The 16,302-nt window shown below is 73.1% G+C and carries 12 protein-coding genes; 7 read left to right on the forward strand and 5 right to left on the reverse strand.

The features are described from left to right. Positions 1-26: 26 nt before the first annotated feature. Together FB454_RS07705 and FB454_RS07710 are read right to left on the reverse strand one after the other, a co-directional pair. Positions 27-1,085, reverse strand: a complete 1,059-nt coding sequence (locus tag FB454_RS07705) for a DegT/DnrJ/EryC1/StrS family aminotransferase (protein WP_013285291.1) — start codon at positions 1,083-1,085, stop codon at positions 27-29. Next, positions 1,082-1,948 carry a GNAT family N-acetyltransferase gene (locus FB454_RS07710; protein ID WP_145752643.1) on the reverse strand — a complete coding sequence of 289 codons (867 nt, stop codon included), beginning with the start codon at positions 1,946-1,948 and terminating at the stop codon, positions 1,082-1,084. Before FB454_RS07710 ends, FB454_RS07705 begins: the two co-directional genes overlap by 4 nt. Before the next feature lie 121 nt (positions 1,949-2,069). Between FB454_RS07710 and FB454_RS07715 the strand changes: the two genes are divergently transcribed. Continuing rightward, positions 2,070-2,999 (forward strand): NAD(+)/NADH kinase, encoded by a 930-nt coding sequence (locus tag FB454_RS07715; RefSeq protein WP_030270460.1) that lies wholly within the window; start codon positions 2,070-2,072, stop codon positions 2,997-2,999. 6 nt (positions 3,000-3,005) lie between these two features. On the opposite strand, the gene pgm is transcribed toward FB454_RS07715, so the two are convergent. Further along, positions 3,006-4,649 carry a phosphoglucomutase (alpha-D-glucose-1,6-bisphosphate-dependent) gene (gene pgm / locus FB454_RS07720; protein WP_145822718.1) on the reverse strand — a complete coding sequence of 548 codons (1,644 nt, stop codon included), beginning with the start codon at positions 4,647-4,649 and terminating at the stop codon, positions 3,006-3,008. 34 nt (positions 4,650-4,683) lie between these two features. Beyond that, positions 4,684-5,916, reverse strand: coding sequence for a glucose-1-phosphate adenylyltransferase (gene glgC, locus FB454_RS07725; RefSeq protein WP_013285287.1), 1,233 nt, complete (start codon positions 5,914-5,916; stop codon positions 4,684-4,686). Positions 5,917-6,010: 94 nt separating this feature from the next. Here glgC and glgA point away from each other — a divergent pair, with 94 nt between their 5' ends. The 4 genes from glgA to glgB all read left to right on the forward strand — a co-directional run bounded on the left by glgA (position 6,011) and on the right by glgB (position 12,301). Then, positions 6,011-7,204: a glycogen synthase gene (gene glgA, locus FB454_RS07730; protein WP_145822719.1), complete on the forward strand. Its 1,194-nt coding sequence runs from the start codon at positions 6,011-6,013 to the stop codon at positions 7,202-7,204. A 90-nt stretch (positions 7,205-7,294) separates the two neighbouring features. Continuing rightward, the gene (locus FB454_RS07735) at positions 7,295-8,086 is read left to right on the forward strand and encodes a class I SAM-dependent methyltransferase (protein WP_255368081.1); all 792 of its coding nucleotides are present in this window, start codon (positions 7,295-7,297) and stop codon (positions 8,084-8,086) included. A gap of 4 nt (positions 8,087-8,090) precedes the next feature. Continuing rightward, positions 8,091-10,211 carry an alpha-1,4-glucan--maltose-1-phosphate maltosyltransferase gene (locus tag FB454_RS07740; protein WP_091329077.1) on the forward strand — a complete coding sequence of 707 codons (2,121 nt, stop codon included), beginning with the start codon at positions 8,091-8,093 and terminating at the stop codon, positions 10,209-10,211. Further along, the gene (gene glgB / locus FB454_RS07745; RefSeq protein WP_030270468.1) at positions 10,199-12,301 is read left to right on the forward strand and encodes a 1,4-alpha-glucan branching protein GlgB; all 2,103 of its coding nucleotides are present in this window, start codon (positions 10,199-10,201) and stop codon (positions 12,299-12,301) included. The genes FB454_RS07740 and glgB overlap by 13 nt, the downstream gene beginning before the upstream one ends. Before the next feature lie 345 nt (positions 12,302-12,646). On the opposite strand, the gene FB454_RS07750 is transcribed toward glgB, so the two are convergent. Further along, positions 12,647-13,723, reverse strand: coding sequence for a phosphatase domain-containing protein (locus FB454_RS07750; protein ID WP_145822720.1), 1,077 nt, complete (start codon positions 13,721-13,723; stop codon positions 12,647-12,649). Between the two features lie 82 nt (positions 13,724-13,805). Between FB454_RS07750 and FB454_RS07755 the strand changes: the two genes are divergently transcribed. Next, positions 13,806-15,410, forward strand: a complete 1,605-nt coding sequence (locus FB454_RS07755) for a type 1 periplasmic-binding domain-containing protein (RefSeq protein WP_145822721.1) — start codon at positions 13,806-13,808, stop codon at positions 15,408-15,410. Between the two features lie 16 nt (positions 15,411-15,426). After that, positions 15,427-16,230, forward strand: a complete 804-nt coding sequence (yaaA, locus tag FB454_RS07760) for a peroxide stress protein YaaA (RefSeq protein WP_145822800.1) — start codon at positions 15,427-15,429, stop codon at positions 16,228-16,230. Positions 16,231-16,302: the final 72 nt, after the last annotated feature.

Below are 16,302 nucleotides of genomic sequence, written 5' to 3' on the forward strand. Positions count from 1 at the left end.
CGCGCCGGGCGGGCACCGACACGTATTCAGGCCGAGCCGGTGGGCACCCCGGACGGTCGCGGCGCCGAGGCGCCGCTCTGGGCCGGCGCCGCCGGACGTCCGGCAGGCGCGAGCGCGCCGCGCTCGGGGAGTGTGCCCAGCGCCCGCTGGAAGCTCGCGACCAGCGCCGGGTAGTCCGCCGGTGCGACGTCCTGGTGTACGGGGAAGTTGATGATCTGCCGGGACAGCCGTGCCATCGACGGATGGTCCCGCAACTGCGCGATGAGCGTGTGGTAGAGGCTGACCATGCCGAAGCCCTCGCGGTTCATCTCGGCATAGACATGGTCGCGGTTCTCCCGGCCGGTCCCGAGGATCCGCACCGGCAGCGTCTGCGGGGCGTCGTCCGGTGCCAGCTCGGGCCACATCAGCTCGAACGCGACGCCGAGTTCGGGCAGGTCGCGCAGCAGCGCGGTGAGGGCGCGGAAGTTCTCCTGCCGCCGCGCGGCGATGCCCAGCGTGTCGTGGTCGAGCACGTGCCGGGACAGGTCCGGCTCGGTCTCCCGCTGCCCGGTGAGCCGGCCAGGGTCGCGGTAGGTGATCATCCCGCCGCGTGCGCCGGGCATCGGCAGCATCTTGTGCAGGGAGTAGAGCGAGACCTCCCCGGTGCGGCCGGCCGGCCCGCCGAGCGCGTGGGTGAACCACGCGTGTGCGAGGTCTTCGAGCAGCAGCGCGCCGTGCCTGTCGGTCAGCTCCCGGATCCGGCCGATCGCCCGTTCGGTGCGGCCGAAGTAGTGGATGACCACCACGACGTCGTAGGGACGCTCCGCGAGCCGTGCCTCCAGCGAGGACACGTCCACCGCGAGGTCCTCGGTCAGGTCGTAGAAGCCGGGGTCGAGCCCGAGTTCGGTCACCGGGTCGAAGACGCCGCTGCCCTCGTTGGCGGACCAGCCGATGAACGACGGCAGCAGGATGTCGCGCCGGTCGCCGCGCCAGACCTCGGGCTGGGCGAGCAGGTCGCGCATGCCCTCCCGGGCCGCCCGGTAGAACAGGCTCGGCGTGCGGAAGGCACCCGGGTCGGTGGCGGTCTTGGGGATCGTCTGCGTCACGGAAGCTCCAGTCTGGCGCGGATCTCGGTGGTGGACATCCTGAGCGAGCGGTTGACGGCACGCAGCGGGCCGACCGCGCTGGGCGGCGCGTCCTCGCCGGGTGTCATGACCAGGACGCGGTCGATGCCGGGGAAGGCCCGGACCACGGCGGCGACCACCGCCGGCCGTCGCAGCGTCGCCGGGTCGAAGCACCGCAGCACCCCCGGGCTCGGCCGCCCCAGCACGTGGGTGGCGTCTCCGGCGACGACGGTGAGCTCACCGAAGCCGTACGTGTCGAGCCAGGCCCGGGCGGCGTGCAGCCCGTCGAAGCGGACGTCGGCGGCGGGCGCGACCCCGCCGAGCGCGAGGTCGGCGACCCACCACGTGGTCGTGGAGTCGCCGGCGAACCCGAGCCGGTCGTAGAGCGCACGGGCCGGGGCGTTGTCGGCGAACACGTCCAGCCGCATCGACCGGAGGTCGGGGTGGGCGCGAGCGTAGGCGCGCAGCAGCTCCCGGGCGACGCCGCGGCCACGGGCGGCCTCCACCACGCAGATGTAGGACAGGTGCGCCAGGCCCGGCTCGACCCGGGTCAGGTCGGCGAAGCCCAGCCGCCGGCCGTCCTGGTCATCGGCCACCAGGAAACACCGGCCGGGGAACGACTCCGGGTGTGCGAGCACGACCTCCCAGAACCGGCCGACGCCGGGCTGAGCCGAGGTCAGGTAGTCGTGCAGATGCCGCGCGAACGACGCCTGGCTGACCTCGGCCAGCCATTCCGCGTCCGCGACGATGGCCGGGCGCACCCGGAGACCCGGCGCGTCCGCACGGGACGGCACTCCCACGTCGGCGGCGGGGACGATCGACTGGACACCATACGGGACCGGCATGTTCACACCATAGTGGCCACTACCACCCCAAAGGGGGATTTCGGATCACGGCTGCCGGGTCCCGGCATGGTCCGGTTCCGGTAACCGCTGCCGTGCGCCGCCGGTGTGATGAGCTGTAGTGGTGGCGGGTGACGTGCTGGGTCTGGTGCTGCACCCCACCCGGGACGTCTCCGAGGTGGTGGGGATCGTCGCGGACTGGGCCGCCCGGCACCGGATCACCCTCGCGGTACGCGCCGAGGACCGCGCCCGCGTACCGGCAGCGGTGGAGGCGATCGCGGCGGACGAGCTGGCCGACCGCTGCGCCGCGCTGATCAGCATCGGTGGTGACGGCACCATGCTCGGCGCACTGCGGATGGCCGTCCGCGACCCGAAGCCGGTGCTCGGCGTGCACCTGGGCCGGGTCGGCTTCCTGGTCGAGGTGGAGCCGCCGGACCTGCCCCGGGCGCTGGAGCGGCTGGTGGAGCACGACTTCACCGTCGAGTCGCACGCCTGCCTGGCCTGCGACGTCTGCGGCGACGACGTGGTGGCGTTCAACGACATCGCCCTGGTCCGGCAGCCCGGCGCCGGCTTCGTCACGGCCACCCTCGCGGTGGACGGCCAGCGGTACGGCTACTACCGGTGCGACGCGCTGGTGGTGAGCACGCCGACCGGTTCGACCGCGTACAGCTATGCCGCCGGCGGGCCGCTGATCTCACCGGCCACGGAGGCGATGGTGGTGACGCCGTCCGCACCGATGGCCGGGATCTCCCGCTCGGTGCTGCTCTCCGCGCACGAGACGGTGCACCTGGAGCTGCGTGCGGACTCGGCGCCGGTCGCGGTGGAGATGGACGGCCTGCTGATCCGGCAGGCGGCGACCGAGGGTTCGGTGCACATCCGGTACGTCAAGGACGCCGGCCGGGTGGTCCGTCTCGACCCGCGCCGCTACCAGGAGCGCAACCAGCTCAAACTGAGCCTGCTGGACCTGCCGCTGCTGCCCGACCAGTTGCGGGAGCTGTTGCCGGACGGGTTGCGGGAGCAGCTCAGCCGCCGGGAGCTGCCCCCGCCCCGCTGAGCCGGTTCACGCGGTGGCGAGCACGCCGTCGACCAGCGCCTTGGCCTCCTCCTGGATCCGGGCCAGATGCTCCGGGCCCTGGAACGACTCGGCGTAGATCTTGTAGACGTCCTCGGTGCCGGACGGGCGGGCGGCGAACCAGCCCGACCCGGTGGTCACCTTGAGGCCGCCGATCGCGGCGCCGTTGCCGGGTGCGGTGGTGAGGATCGCGGTGATCGGCTCACCGGCCAGCTCGGTGGCGGTGACCTGCTCCGGCGACAGCTTCGCCAGGACGGCCTTCTGCGCCCGGTCGGCCGGGGCGTCGATCCGGGCGTACGCGGGCGCGCCGAAGCGGTCGGCCAGCTCGGCCCAGTGCTCACTCGGCGTACGGCCGGTGGTGGCGATGATCTCGGCGGCGAGCAGGCAGAGCAGGATGCCGTCCTTGTCGGTGGTCCAGGTGCCGCCGTCGCGGCGCAGGAACGACGCCCCGGCGCTCTCCTCGCCGCCGAAGCCGACGGTGCCGTCGAGCAGGCCGGGCACGAACCACTTGAACCCGACCGGCACCTCCAGCAGCGGACGGCCGAGGTCGGCCGCGACCCGGTCGATCATCGAGGAGGAGACGAGCGTCTTGCCCACCGCCGCGGCCGGGCCCCACTGCTCCCGGGTACGGAACAGGTGGCCGATCGCCACGGCCAGGTAGTGGTTGGGGTTCATCAGGCCGCCGTCGGGCGTGACGATGCCGTGCCGGTCGGCGTCGGCGTCGTTGCCGGTGGAGACCGCGTAGTCGTCCCGGGCGGCGATGAGCGAGGCCATCGCATTCGGCGAGGAGCAGTCCATCCGGATCTTGCCGTCGCCGTCGAGCGTCATGAACCGCCAGGTCGGGTCCACGAGCGGGTTGATCACGGTGAGGTCGAGGCGGTGCCGCTCGGCGATCTCGCCCCAGTACGCCACGCTCGCCCCGCCCATCGGGTCCGCCCCGATGCGCACCCCGGCGTCGCGGATCGCGTCGATGTCCAGCGCGGCGGGCAGGTCGTCCACGTACCGGGCGAGGAAGTCGTACTCCCCGGTGGTCGCGGCGGCGCGCGCCCGCGCGTACGGGATGCGTTTCACCTCCTTGAGCCCGGCGGCGAGGATGGCGTTCGCGCGGTCCTGGATCCACTTGGTGGCGTCGGTGTCGGCGGGCCCGCCGTGGGTGGGGTTGTACTTGAACCCGCCGTCGGACGGCGGGTTGTGCGACGGGGTGATCACGATGCCGTCGGCGAGGCCGCTGGTGCGCCCCCGGTTGTGGGTGAGGATGGCGTGCGAGACGGCGGGGGTCGGGCTGTAGCCGTCGCGGCTGTCGCGCAGCACCGTGACGTCGTTGGCGGCGAGCACCTCCAGCGCGTCGGCCTCGGCGGGCGCGGAGAGCGCGTGGGTGTCCCGGCCGAGGAACAGCGGCCCGGAAAGGCCCTGCTCGCGCCGGTAGTCGCAGAGCGCCTGGGTGACGGCGAGGATGTGGTCGGAGTTGAAGGCGTTGCGCAGGCTGGATCCGCGGTGCCCGGAGGTGCCGAAGGAGACCTGCTGCGCCGGGTCGTCCGGGTCCGGGTGCTCGGCGTAGTAGGCGGTGACCAGCCGGGGCACGTCGACCAGGTCGTCGGGCTGTGCGGGCTGGCCGGCACGGGGGTGGGCCACTGCGGGATCCTCCTCGGGGATGCGGCGGGAATGCTCAGGGCTCGACGCGCTGGCCCTTGCCGATGACGACGATGCCGTTGTCGGACACGGTGTAGCGCTGGCGGTCCTTCTCCAGGTCGACGCCGATCTCGGCGCCCTCCGGGACGTGGACGTTCTTGTCCAGGATCGCGCGCCGGACGACCGCGTGGCGGCCGATCTGGACACCCTCCATCAGCACGGCACCGTCGACGTGCGCCCACGAGTGGACCTTCACCTTCGGCGCCACGATCGAGTTCTCCACCAGCGAGCCGGAGATCACCGAGCCGGGCGACACCATCGAGCTGACCGCGCGGCCCACGCGCTCGCCCCAGGCGTGCACGAACTTGGCCGGCGGGTACGGCGGCTGCTCGGTGTAGATGGGCCAGTCGAAGTTGTAGAGGTTGAACACCGGGTGCACGTTGATCAGGTCCATGTGCGCGTCGTAGAACGAGTCGAGCGTCCCCACGTCCCGCCAGTAGCCGCGGTCGCGGTCGGTGCTGCCGGGCACCTCGTTGTCCTTGAAGTCGTAGACGTTTGCCTCGCCGCGCTCGACGAGCATCGGGATGATGCTGCCGCCCATGTCGTGCTTGCTGGTCTTGTCCGCCGCATCGCGCTCCACCGCCTCGCACAGCGCCTTGGTGGTGAACACGTAGTTGCCCATCGAGGCGTAGATCTCGTCCGGCGCGTCGGGCAGCCCTACTGCGTCGGTGGGCTTCTCCCGGAACGCGCGGATGCGCTTGCCGTCCTCGCCGACCTCGATCACGCCGAACTGGTCGGCCGTCGACAGCGGCTGCCGGATGCCGGCCACCGTGACCCCGGCGCCGGAGGCGATGTGGTCGTCGACCATCTGCCGGGGGTCCATCCGGTAGATGTGGTCGGCACCGAAGACGATCACGTAGTCGGGCTGCTCGTCGTTGATCAGGTTGAAGCTCTGGTAGATCGCGTCGGCCGAGCCGGCGAACCACCACGGGCCGCGGCGCTGCTGCGCGGGTACCGGCGTGACGTAGTTGCCGAGCAGCGTCGACATCCGCCAGGTCTTGGTGATGTGGCGGTCCAGCGAGTGGGACTTGTACTGGGTCAGCACGACGATCTTGAGGAAGCCGGCGTTCGCCAGGTTGGACAGGACGAAGTCGACCATGCGGTACATCCCGCCGAAGGGGACGGCGGGCTTCGCCCGGTCGGTGGTCAGGGGCATCAGGCGCTTGCCCTCCCCGCCGGCCAGGACGATCGCGAGCACCTTGGCAGCCATGCTCAGACGCTAACGACCCGGAACCGACTTCACCACTCGGACGCCCACACTTGCGCACCGCGTGGGACACCCGGCTCTGCACTAGGGTGCGGGCATGGCACCGATGCGCGTCGACCTGCTCACCCGCGAGTACCCGCCGGAGGTCTACGGCGGCGCCGGGGTGCACGTGGAATACCTCGCCCGTGAGCTGCGCCGGCTCGCCGACGTCCGGGTGCACTGCTTCGGCGCGCCCCGCGACGAGCAGGGTGTCACCGCGTACGCCGAACCGGCCGCGCTCGCCGGCGCGAACGCCGCGCTGCGCGTCATGGGCGTCGACCTGGAGATGGCCGCCGGGACGGCCGGCACCGACGTGGTGCACAGCCACACCTGGTACGCCAACCTGGCCGGGCACACCGCGAAGCTGCTGCACGGGGTGCCGCACGTGGTGACCGCGCACAGCCTGGAGCCGCTGCGCCCGTGGAAGGCCGAGCAGCTCGGCGGCGGGTACGCGCTCTCCTCCTGGTGCGAGCGGACCGCGTTCGAGGCGGCCGACGCGATCATCGCGGTGAGCGCGGGCATGCGCCGCGACGTGCTCACCGCGTACCCGGCGGTGAACCCCGACCGGGTACGCGTGGTCTACAACGGCATCGACACCGCGCAGTACGCCCCGGACCCGGGCACCGACGTGCTCGACCGGCTCGGCATCGACCCGGCCCGGCCCAGCGTGGTCTACGTCGGGCGGATCACCCGGCAGAAGGGCCTGCCGTACCTGCTGCGCGCGGCCCGGGAGCTGCCCGCCGACACCCAGCTGGTGCTGCTCGCCGGCGCGCCGGACACCCCGGAGATCGCCGCCGAGGTGGAGGGTCTCGTGGCGGAGCTGCGGGCCACCCGGTCCGGGGTGATCTGGGTGGCGGCGATGCTGCCCAAGCACGAGGTGATCCAGGTGCTCACCCACGCCACGGTCTTCGCCTGCCCGTCCGTCTACGAGCCGATGGGCATCGTCAACCTGGAGGCGATGGCCTGCGAGACCGCCGTGGTGGCGACCGCCACCGGCGGCATCCCCGAGGTGGTGGCCGACGGCGAGACCGGGCTGCTGGTGCCGATCGAGCAGGCCGGTGACGGCTCGGGCACCCCGCTGGACCCGGAGCGCTTCGTGGCCGACCTGGCCGCGCGCATGAACGAGCTGCTGGGAGACCCGGAGCGGATCGCGGCGTTCGGGGCGGCGGGGCGGCGACGGGCGGTGGAGCACTTCTCCTGGGACGCGATCGCCCGCCAGACGATCGAGGTGTACCGCTCGGTGGGGGTGTAAGGAAGGGCACCTTGTTAACGCCTCCGGTAGAGGAAGGGCCCCTTCTTAACAGCCCGCCCGGTCGCGGTCGGCGGCGGATACAGTCCCCGGATGCCGGATGCGATCTTCGCCCATCCTCGGCTCGCGCCGGTCTACGACGCGTTCGACGGCGACCGGGACGACCTGGACGCGTACCTCGCGATCGCCGACGAGCTGGACGCGCGCGTGGTGCTCGACCTCGGCTGCGGCACCGGGAACCTGGCCCTGCTGCTCGCCCGGCACGGCCGTACCGTCGTGGGGGTCGACCCGGCCGGGGCGTCCCTCGCCGTCGCCCGGTCGAAGGACCGCGAAGGCCGCGTGCGCTGGGTGCACGGCGACGCCACGACGCTGCCACCGCTGCGCGCCGACCTGGCTGTGATGACCGGCAACGTGGCTCAGGTCTTCCGCACCGACGACGACTGGGCGCGAACGCTGCGGGGCGTGCACGGCGCGCTGCGGCCGGGCGGGCACCTCGTGTTCGAGACGCGGCGTGCCGAGCGCCGCGCGTGGGAGGAGTGGGCGGCGGACAGCGCGCCGGTGACCCGGGACGTGCCGGGCGTCGGGCCGGTGGAACGACGTCTCGAGGTCATCGCTGTGGACCTGCCGTTCGTGTCCTTCCGGTTCACGTACCGGTTCCCGGCCGACGGCGCCGTCGTCACGTCGGACTCGACGCTGCGGTTCCGCGACCGGGACGAGGTCGAGGCGAGCCTGACCGCCGCCGGCTACCGGGTGCTCGACGTGCGGGACGCGCCCGACCGCCCCGGCCGGGAGTTCGTCTTCGTCGCACGCCGCGCCGACGAGCCGCGCGGAGAGGGTGCATCCGGGTCGCAGCCGAGCGCGAGAGGATCTCGCGCAGTAGGTTGAGCGGGTGACTGGACGGTTCCCGATCGAAGACGTCTCCCCCGTCGTCTCCTGCGGTCGCTACCCGGCCAAGGCGGTGGTCGGCGAGGTCGTACCGGTGTCGGCGCGGGCCTACCGCGAGGGCCACGACGCGCTCGGGTGCAACGTGGTCTGGCTCGGCCCGGACGGCGCGGCCCGCCCGTTCACCCGGATGCGCCCGGGTGAACCCGGCCAGGACCGATGGCACGCCACCATCCGCCCGGACGCGGTCGGCCTGTGGCGCTTCGCCGTGGAGGCGTTCGGAGACCCGTACCTCACCTGGCAGAACGCGGTCACGAAGAAGCTCGCCGCCGGCCAGGGCGCGGCCGAGCTGGCGAACGATCTGGCCGAGGGCGTACGGGTGCTCACCGCCGCGCTCGACCTGGTGCCGAGGGCCGACCGTGATCGCGTACGCGAAGCCGTGCGGGCGCTGGCCGACGACGACCTGGACCTGCCGCGGCGGGTGAGCGCGGCGCTGGACCTGGCCGACCTGCTGTGGGAGCACCCGGTGCGCGAGCTGGTCACCACCGGCGAGGAGCGCACGCTGTGGGTGGACCGGCCGCGGGCGCTCTTCTCCGCCTGGTACGAGTTCTTCCCCCGCTCCGAGGGCGCGGTCCCGGCCACAGTCGACGCGCCCGCGCGTTCCGGCACGTTCGCCACCGCTATGGAGCGACTGCCGGGTGTCGCGGCGATGGGTTTCGACGTGCTCTATCTGCCGCCGATCCACCCGATCGGCCGGGTCAACCGCAAGGGCCGCAACAACGCGCTCACCGCCGGGCCGGACGACGTGGGCTCGCCGTGGGCGATCGGCGCGGCCGAGGGCGGCCACGACGCCATCCACCCCGATCTGGGTACGCCTGAGGACTTCCGCGACTTCGTCGCGGCCGCCGCCGAGCAGGGGCTGGAGGTGGCGATGGACCTGGCGTTGCAGTGCGCGCCGGATCACCCGTGGGTCACCGAGCACCCGGAGTGGTTCACCACCCGGGCCGACGGCAGCATCGCGTACGCGGAGAATCCGCCGAAGAAGTACCAGGACATCTATCCGCTGAACTTCGACAACGACCCGGAGGGCATCCGGGCCGAGGTGCTGCGGGTGGTGCTGCACTGGGTCGGCGAGGGCATCCGGATCTTCCGTGTCGACAACCCGCACACCAAGCCGTTCGACTTCTGGCACTGGCTGATCGCCGAGGTCAAGAAGGTCGACCCGGACGTGCTGTTCCTGGCCGAGGCGTTCACCCGGCCGGCGATCATGCACGGGCTCGGCAAGATCGGCTTCACCCAGTCGTACACCTATTTCACCTGGCGCACGACGGCGACCGAGATGCGGGAGTACTGCGAGGAGCTGGTCGCCTCGGTCGACTGGATGCGGCCGAACTTCTGGCCGAACACGCCTGACATCCTGCACTCGTCGTTGCAGCACGGCGGCCCGCCGATGTTCAAGATCCGGGCGGTGCTGGCGGCGCTGCTGTCCCCCTCCTGGGGCATGTACGCGGGGTTCGAGCTGTTCGAGCACGTCGCGCGCCCCGGTGCCGAGGAGTACCTGGACAACGAGAAGTACGAGCTGCGCCCGCGGGACTGGGACGCCGCGCTGGCGCAGGGCCGGTCGCTGGCGCCGTTCGTCACCACGCTGAACCGGGTACGCCGGGACAACCCCGCCCTGCACCGGCTGCGCAACCTGCGGTTCCACGACATCGACAACCCGGCGCTGCTGTGCTGGTCGAAGCACGACCCGGAGACCGGCAACACGGTGATCGTGGTCTGCTCGTTCGACTCCCGCGAGGTGCAGTGGGGCAACACCACGCTCGACATGCCGGCGCTCGGCCTGGACTGGCACGAGCGGTTCACCGTGCGCGACGAGCTGACCGGCGCCGAGTACGACTGGGGGCAGCGCAACGCGGTGCGCCTCGACCCGTACCTGCAACCGGCGCACGTGCTCACCGTGCGCCGCCCGGCCGCACCCGAGCCCCCGCAGCCGGCCGCGCCGACCGCCGCCGAGCCGGAGCAGCCGGCCGCGCCCGACCTGACAGTGGAAGACGTGCCCGCCGACCTCTCCGGCGGCACCGCCCCGACCGCACCGGCCGACAAGGACGACGCCCGATGGACCAGCTGATCGCCGGCGAGGTACACGACCCGCACGCCGTGCTCGGCGCGCACCCGGCCGACGGGAGCACCACGATCCGGACGCTGCGCCGGGGCGCGGGCGAGGTGGCGGTGCTCGCCGACGGCGAGCGGCACCCGATGAAGCGGGTGCACGACGCCGGTGTCTTCGAGGCGGTCCTCCCCGGCGAGGTGCTCGACTACCGGGTCGAGGTGGACGGCACGACGCACGACGACCCGTACCGTTATCCGCCCACGCTCGGCGACCTCGACCTGCACCTGATCGGCGAGGGGCGGCACGAGCGGCTCTGGGCGGCGCTCGGCGCCCGGGTGTTCGACGAGGGCGTCGCGTTCACCGTCTGGGCGCCCAACGCGCGGGCCGTGCGGCTCGTCGGCGACGTCACCGGCTGGGCGCCGGACGACGGGTGGCCGATGCGCTCGCTCGGCTCCAGCGGCGTGTGGGAGATCTTCGTGCCGGGCATGCCGGTGGGCAGCCGCTACAAGTACCGCGTCCTCGGCGCGGACGGCCGGTGGCGGGACAAGGCCGACCCGATGGCCGCGCGCACCGAGGTGCCGCCGGCCACCGCGTCGGTGGTGCACGAGTCACGGTACGAGTGGGGCGACGCGGACTGGCTCGCGCGCCGGTCCCGGCAGGCGCCGCACCAGGAGCCGATGAGCGTGTACGAGGTGCACCTGGGCTCCTGGCGACCCGGCCTCGGCTACCGGGAGCTGGCCGAGCAGCTCACCGCGTACGTGCTGGAGATGGGCTTCACCCACGTGGAGTTCCTGCCGGTGATGGAGCACCCGTTCGGCGGCTCGTGGGGCTACCAGGTCACCGGCTACTACGCGCCGACGGCCCGGTTCGGCGACCCGGACGACTTCCGCCACCTGGTGGACCGGCTGCACGCCGCCGGCATCGGCGTGCTCCTGGACTGGGTGCCGGCGCACTTCCCGAAGGACGAGTGGGCGCTCGCCCGTTTCGACGGCACCCCGCTGTACGAGCACCCCGACCCGCGTCGCGGCGAGCACCCCGACTGGGGCACGTACGTCTTCGACTTCGGCCGCAACGAGGTGCGCAACTTCCTGGTCGCCAACGCGCTGTACTGGCTCGACGAGTTCCACATCGACGGGCTGCGGGTGGACGCGGTCGCCTCGATGCTCTACCTGGACTATTCCCGGCAGGACGGGCAGTGGGCGCCGAACGTGCACGGCGGCCGGGAGAACCTGGAGGCGATCGCGTTCCTCCAGGAGGTCAACGCCACCGTCTACCGGCACCACCCGGGCGTACTGATGATCGCCGAGGAGTCCACCGCCTGGCCCGGCGTCACCCGGCCCACCTCGGAGGGCGGGCTCGGGTTCGGGTTCAAGTGGAACATGGGCTGGATGCACGACACCCTGCTCTACACCTCGAAGGACCCGATCTACCGGCAGCACCACCACCATCAGCTCACGTTCTCCCTGGCGTACGCGTGGAGCGAGAACTACGTGCTGCCGATCAGCCACGACGAGGTGGTGCACGGCAAGGGCTCGCTCGCCGGCAAGATGCCCGGCGACACCTGGCAGCGGCTGGCCACGGTGCGGGCGCTGCTGGCGTACATGTGGGCGCACCCGGGCAAGCAGTTGCTCTTCATGGGCTGCGAGCTGGCCGACGACAGGGAGTGGAGCGAGGAGCGCGGCCTCGACTGGTACCTGACCCACGATCCGGCCCGCGCGGGCGTGCAGCGGCTGGTCGCCGACCTGAACCGGGTCTACCGGGAGAGCCCGGCGCTCTGGGCGCAGGACACCGACCCGGCCGGCTTCCGCTGGATCGCCGGGGACGACGTCGCCAACAACGCGGTGTCGTTCATCCGGATCGCCCCGGACGGGCAGACGCTCGTGTGCGTGGCGAACTTCTCCGCGCTGCCGCTGGAGGACTACCGGATCGGCCTGCCGGCCGGCGGTACGTGGACCGAGGCGCTGAACACCGACGCCCACCACTACGGCGGGTCGGGGGTGGGCAACCTGGGCGAGGTGCACGCCGAGAACGTGCCGTGGCACGGCCTGCCCGCGTCGGTCTCCCTGCGCGTGCCGCCGCTGGGCGTCCTCTGGCTCCGCCCGGCCTGACGGCACAGCCCAGCCGGCCGGGCGGCCCACGGCGGCGGCAGGCCACCCCGGACGGCGGCCAACCCCCCGAACGGCGGCCAAACCCCGGACGGCGGGCCAAGGGTACGCACGGGTCACGGGGAAGGCGGCCAACCGGGCCGAGCGGCCGTCTGAAGGTTTCGTCTTGAGCCCGTTATGACTCAGAGGCATAAATATGCCTCTGAGTCATAACCGTATCGGGGAGTCGCTTCCCGGTCAGCACTACGCTCTGTGATATCCCGGCGTCGGGATGACCGCGATCTGGCGGTCGCTCTCCACACCCAGGCTGTCGGCGCGTGACCGCCCGTCGCCGGGTGGCCGCAGGAGTCAGACCAGGTCGGCTTCGCGGAGGAGCTTCCAGAGGCCGGCGCCGTCGGGGGCGCTCAGCCACTTCTGACCGATCGGGCCCGACGACGACCGCCCTGCGGGCGCCGGAAGGCTACCGGCCAGCACCGACTGGGTCGGGGACAGCCGCCGGATCGCCACCCCCGCGACGTTGTCCGGGTGCGCGGCGGCGAACTCCCGGTAGATCTCCGGGTCGTGCTGCCCGTCGTCGCCGATCAGCAGCCACCGCACCTCGGGGAACTCCCGGGACAGCCGGGCCAGCGTGGCCCGCTTGTGCTCCCGGCCGCTGCGGAACCACCTGTCGGCGGTCGGTCCCCAGTCCGTGAGCAGCAGCGGCCCGGCCGGGTAGAGGTGCCGGGACAGGAACCGGGTGAGCGTCGGCGCGACGTTCCACGCGCCGGTGGACAGGTAGAAGACCGGCGCGCCCGGGTGGGCGGTGGCCAGCCGCTCGTACAGCACGGCCATGCCCGGCACGGCGGTGCGGGCGTGCTCGTCGAGCACGAACGTGTTCCACGCGGCCAGCAGCGGCCGGGGCAGCGCGGTCACCATGACGGTGTCGTCGATGTCGGAGAGGATGCCGAAGCGGACGGCCGGGTCGAGGATGCGTACCAGCGCCTCCACCGGTTCGGCGTCGGCGACGCTGAGGCGTACGCAGCCCCAGCCGGGGGTGAAGTCGGCCTCGATCACGGTGTCGACGAAGCCACTGCGGTCGGCGGTCACCTCCTGGCGCACGCCGTCGACCTCGATGGTCACCGTGATGTGCTTGGCGGGCAGCGTGGCGAAGCTGCGCCAGCCCCGCACCTTGTCCAGCCGGCCCCGCCGCCGCGTGTCCGGGCGGCCCAGCAGCACCCGGCAGAGCACGCGCGCCCAGCCCGGGGCGCCGTAGCCCGCGTACGCGATGATGTTGGGCTGCCACCCGGTGCGCCGCAACCGGCGCTCCACCAGGCCGTGCACGGCGTCCTCGAAGCGCGCGGCGCGGTGCAGTTGCGGGACGGCAAGCTGGTCCGGTGGTGTGGGCGGCACACGGCAACAGTGCCACAACCGGACCGGCCGGGCCACGCGAGTGATCCACGCCGATCCGCCCCGGCGCCGGGCGCCGCCGTGACAGACTGCGGTCGGGACGACGACGGGGGCGTTGGTCGTGTCGACGACGAAGCGGAACCCGGTACGACCGCGTCCGGACGCGCCGGCGCTGGTGGCGCTGCTGCTCGGCGCCGCGGGGGTCGGCTACCGGCTGGTGCTGACGCTGCTCACGGTGCCCGCGTCGAACAGCGACGAGGCCACGTTCGGCCTGGCCGCGCTGCACATCGCCGCCGGTGGTGAGCGGCCGGTCTTCCTCTACGGCCAGCGCTACATGGGCGTGCTGGAGTCGTACCTGGCCGCGCCGCTCGTCGGCTGGGCCGGGCCGAGCTGGCCGGTGCTGCGGCTGCCGCTGCTCGCGCTCTTCGCGATCTTCCTGTGGCTGGCGTACCGGCTGACCCGCCGCCTGTTCTCCCCCTGGCTGGCGGTGGTCGTGGTGGGCCTGCTGGCGCTCGGCTCGGAACGCGTGGTCCGCGACCAGCTCACAGCGGTCGGCGGCCGCCCGGAGGTGAAGCCGGCGGTGCTGGCGATGCTGCTGATCGCGGTCGCCCTCGGTGACCGGCGGATCCGGCACCACTGGCTGGCCACCGGCGCGTTCGGGCTGCTGGCCGGGCTGGCGCTGTGGTCGGACTGGCTGATCGCGCCGTACCTGCTGGTCGCGGCGGTGGTGCTCGCGGTGGCGGTGCCCCGGGATCTGATCGGCTGGCCGGGCGTGCTGCTGGTCGCGGGCTTCCTGGCCGGGATCGCCCCGGTGGTCAAGGACAACCTCGTCGCGCCGCCCGGGCAGGACTCGCTGTCGGTGTTCCGCGAGATCAGCACCAAGGAGGGCGTCGCGCCGTCGCTGGCCGAGCGCCTGCGCGGCGGACTGCTGGAGGGGGTGCCACTGGCATCCGGCCTGTGCCCGATGGACGGCTGCGCGCGCTGGGCGCAGTGGTTCGGCGTGCTCTACCCGGTGCTGCTGGTGGCCGCCGCCGCGCTCGGGCTGATCGCGTACCGCCGGGCCGCCGACCACGCCGCGCGGGTCCGGGCCGTGGCGATCCTCGCCCTGGTCGCGGGCGCGGTGCTGACACTTCTGGCGTACGTGCGCAGCCCGCTCGCCGCGACCGACCCACTCGGCAACGCCCGCTACCTGTCGGTGCTCCAGATCTCGCTGCCGGCCGTGCTGTGGCCGCTCTGGCTGGCCGCCGCGCACGCCCTGCGGGCCACCACCGGGTGGGCGGCCCGGCTCGGCGGCACGGCGGCGGCGGTGGTGCTGGCCGGGCTGACCGCCGCCACCGTTGCCGGGACCGTGGCGTTCCTGGCCGGCGTGCCGGGCGTACGGGACGAGGAGCGCACGGCCCGCCGCCTCGCCGACACGGTGCGGGGCGTCGGGTTGCACGAGGTGTACGGGGACTACTGGACCTGCAACCGGCTGATCTTCAACACCGGGGAGACCGTCGCCTGCGGTGTGCTCGACGGGGCGCTGACGCCCGGGCAGAACCGCTATCCGGCGTACTGGCAGCGGGTGGCGCGCGCGGAACGGCCCGGGTACGTGGTGGCGGTCGGCTCCCCGGCCGAGCGCACACTGCGGCGGCTGCTGGCTGACCGCGCCGACGCGGCGGTGGTGGCCGAGGTGGGCGGCAGTCGCGTGTACCACCCCGACCGTGCCGTGCGGCCGTGGCGCTGACCCCGGCCCGTACGCTGTGCCGGTGCTCATCCTGCTGCCCCCGTCGGAGGGGAAGGCCGAGGCCGGCACCGGCCGCCGGCTGGACCTGTCCCGGCTGTCCCTGACCGAGCTGAACCCGGCCCGGGAGGCGGTCCTGACCGCGCTCGTCGACCTGTGCGCCGGGCCGGACGAGACGGCGGCCCGGACCGCGCTGGGCCTCACCGAGGGGCAGCTCGGCGAGCTGCGGCGCAACGCCCGGCTGCGGGAGGCGGCGACCGCCCCGGCCGGACGCCTCTACACCGGCGTGCTCTACGAGGCGCTCGGCCTGGACACGCTGCCCCCCGACGCGCAGCGGGCGGCCCGCCGCCAGGTGCTGATCAGCTCCGGCCTGTGGGGCGCGGTACGCCTCGCCGACCGGATCCCGCCGTACCGCTGCCCGATCGGGGCGCGGCTGCCGGGGCTCGGCGCGCTGTCGGCGTACTGGCGGGCGGCGCTCGGCCCGGTACTGGAACCCGCCGCCGGTCGCGGCCCGGTGCTGGACCTGCGCTCCGGCGCGTACGCAGCCACCTGGACGCCGCGCGGCGCGCTCGCCGAACGCACGGTGACGGTACGGGTGCTGCACGAACGGATCGTGGACGGCACGCCGGCCCGGTCGGTGGTGAGCCACTTCAACAAGGCCACGAAGGGCCGGCTGGTGCGGGATCTGCTGCTCGCCGACGCCCGGCCGCGTACCGCCGACGCGCTGGTAGGGGCGCTGCGGGAGCTGAAGTACACGGTCGAGGAGGCGCCCCGGGCGGCCGGGCGGCCCCGGCAGGTCGACCTGGTGGTCACCGAGCTCTGAGCCGCGGGCTTCCCGCAAATTTTGCTCAAGGCTCGGGCGCAGCGGTTCCCGGTCCGGCGCTCGGCAGCGACG

This window comes from Micromonospora sp. CNZ297, assembly GCF_007827625.1.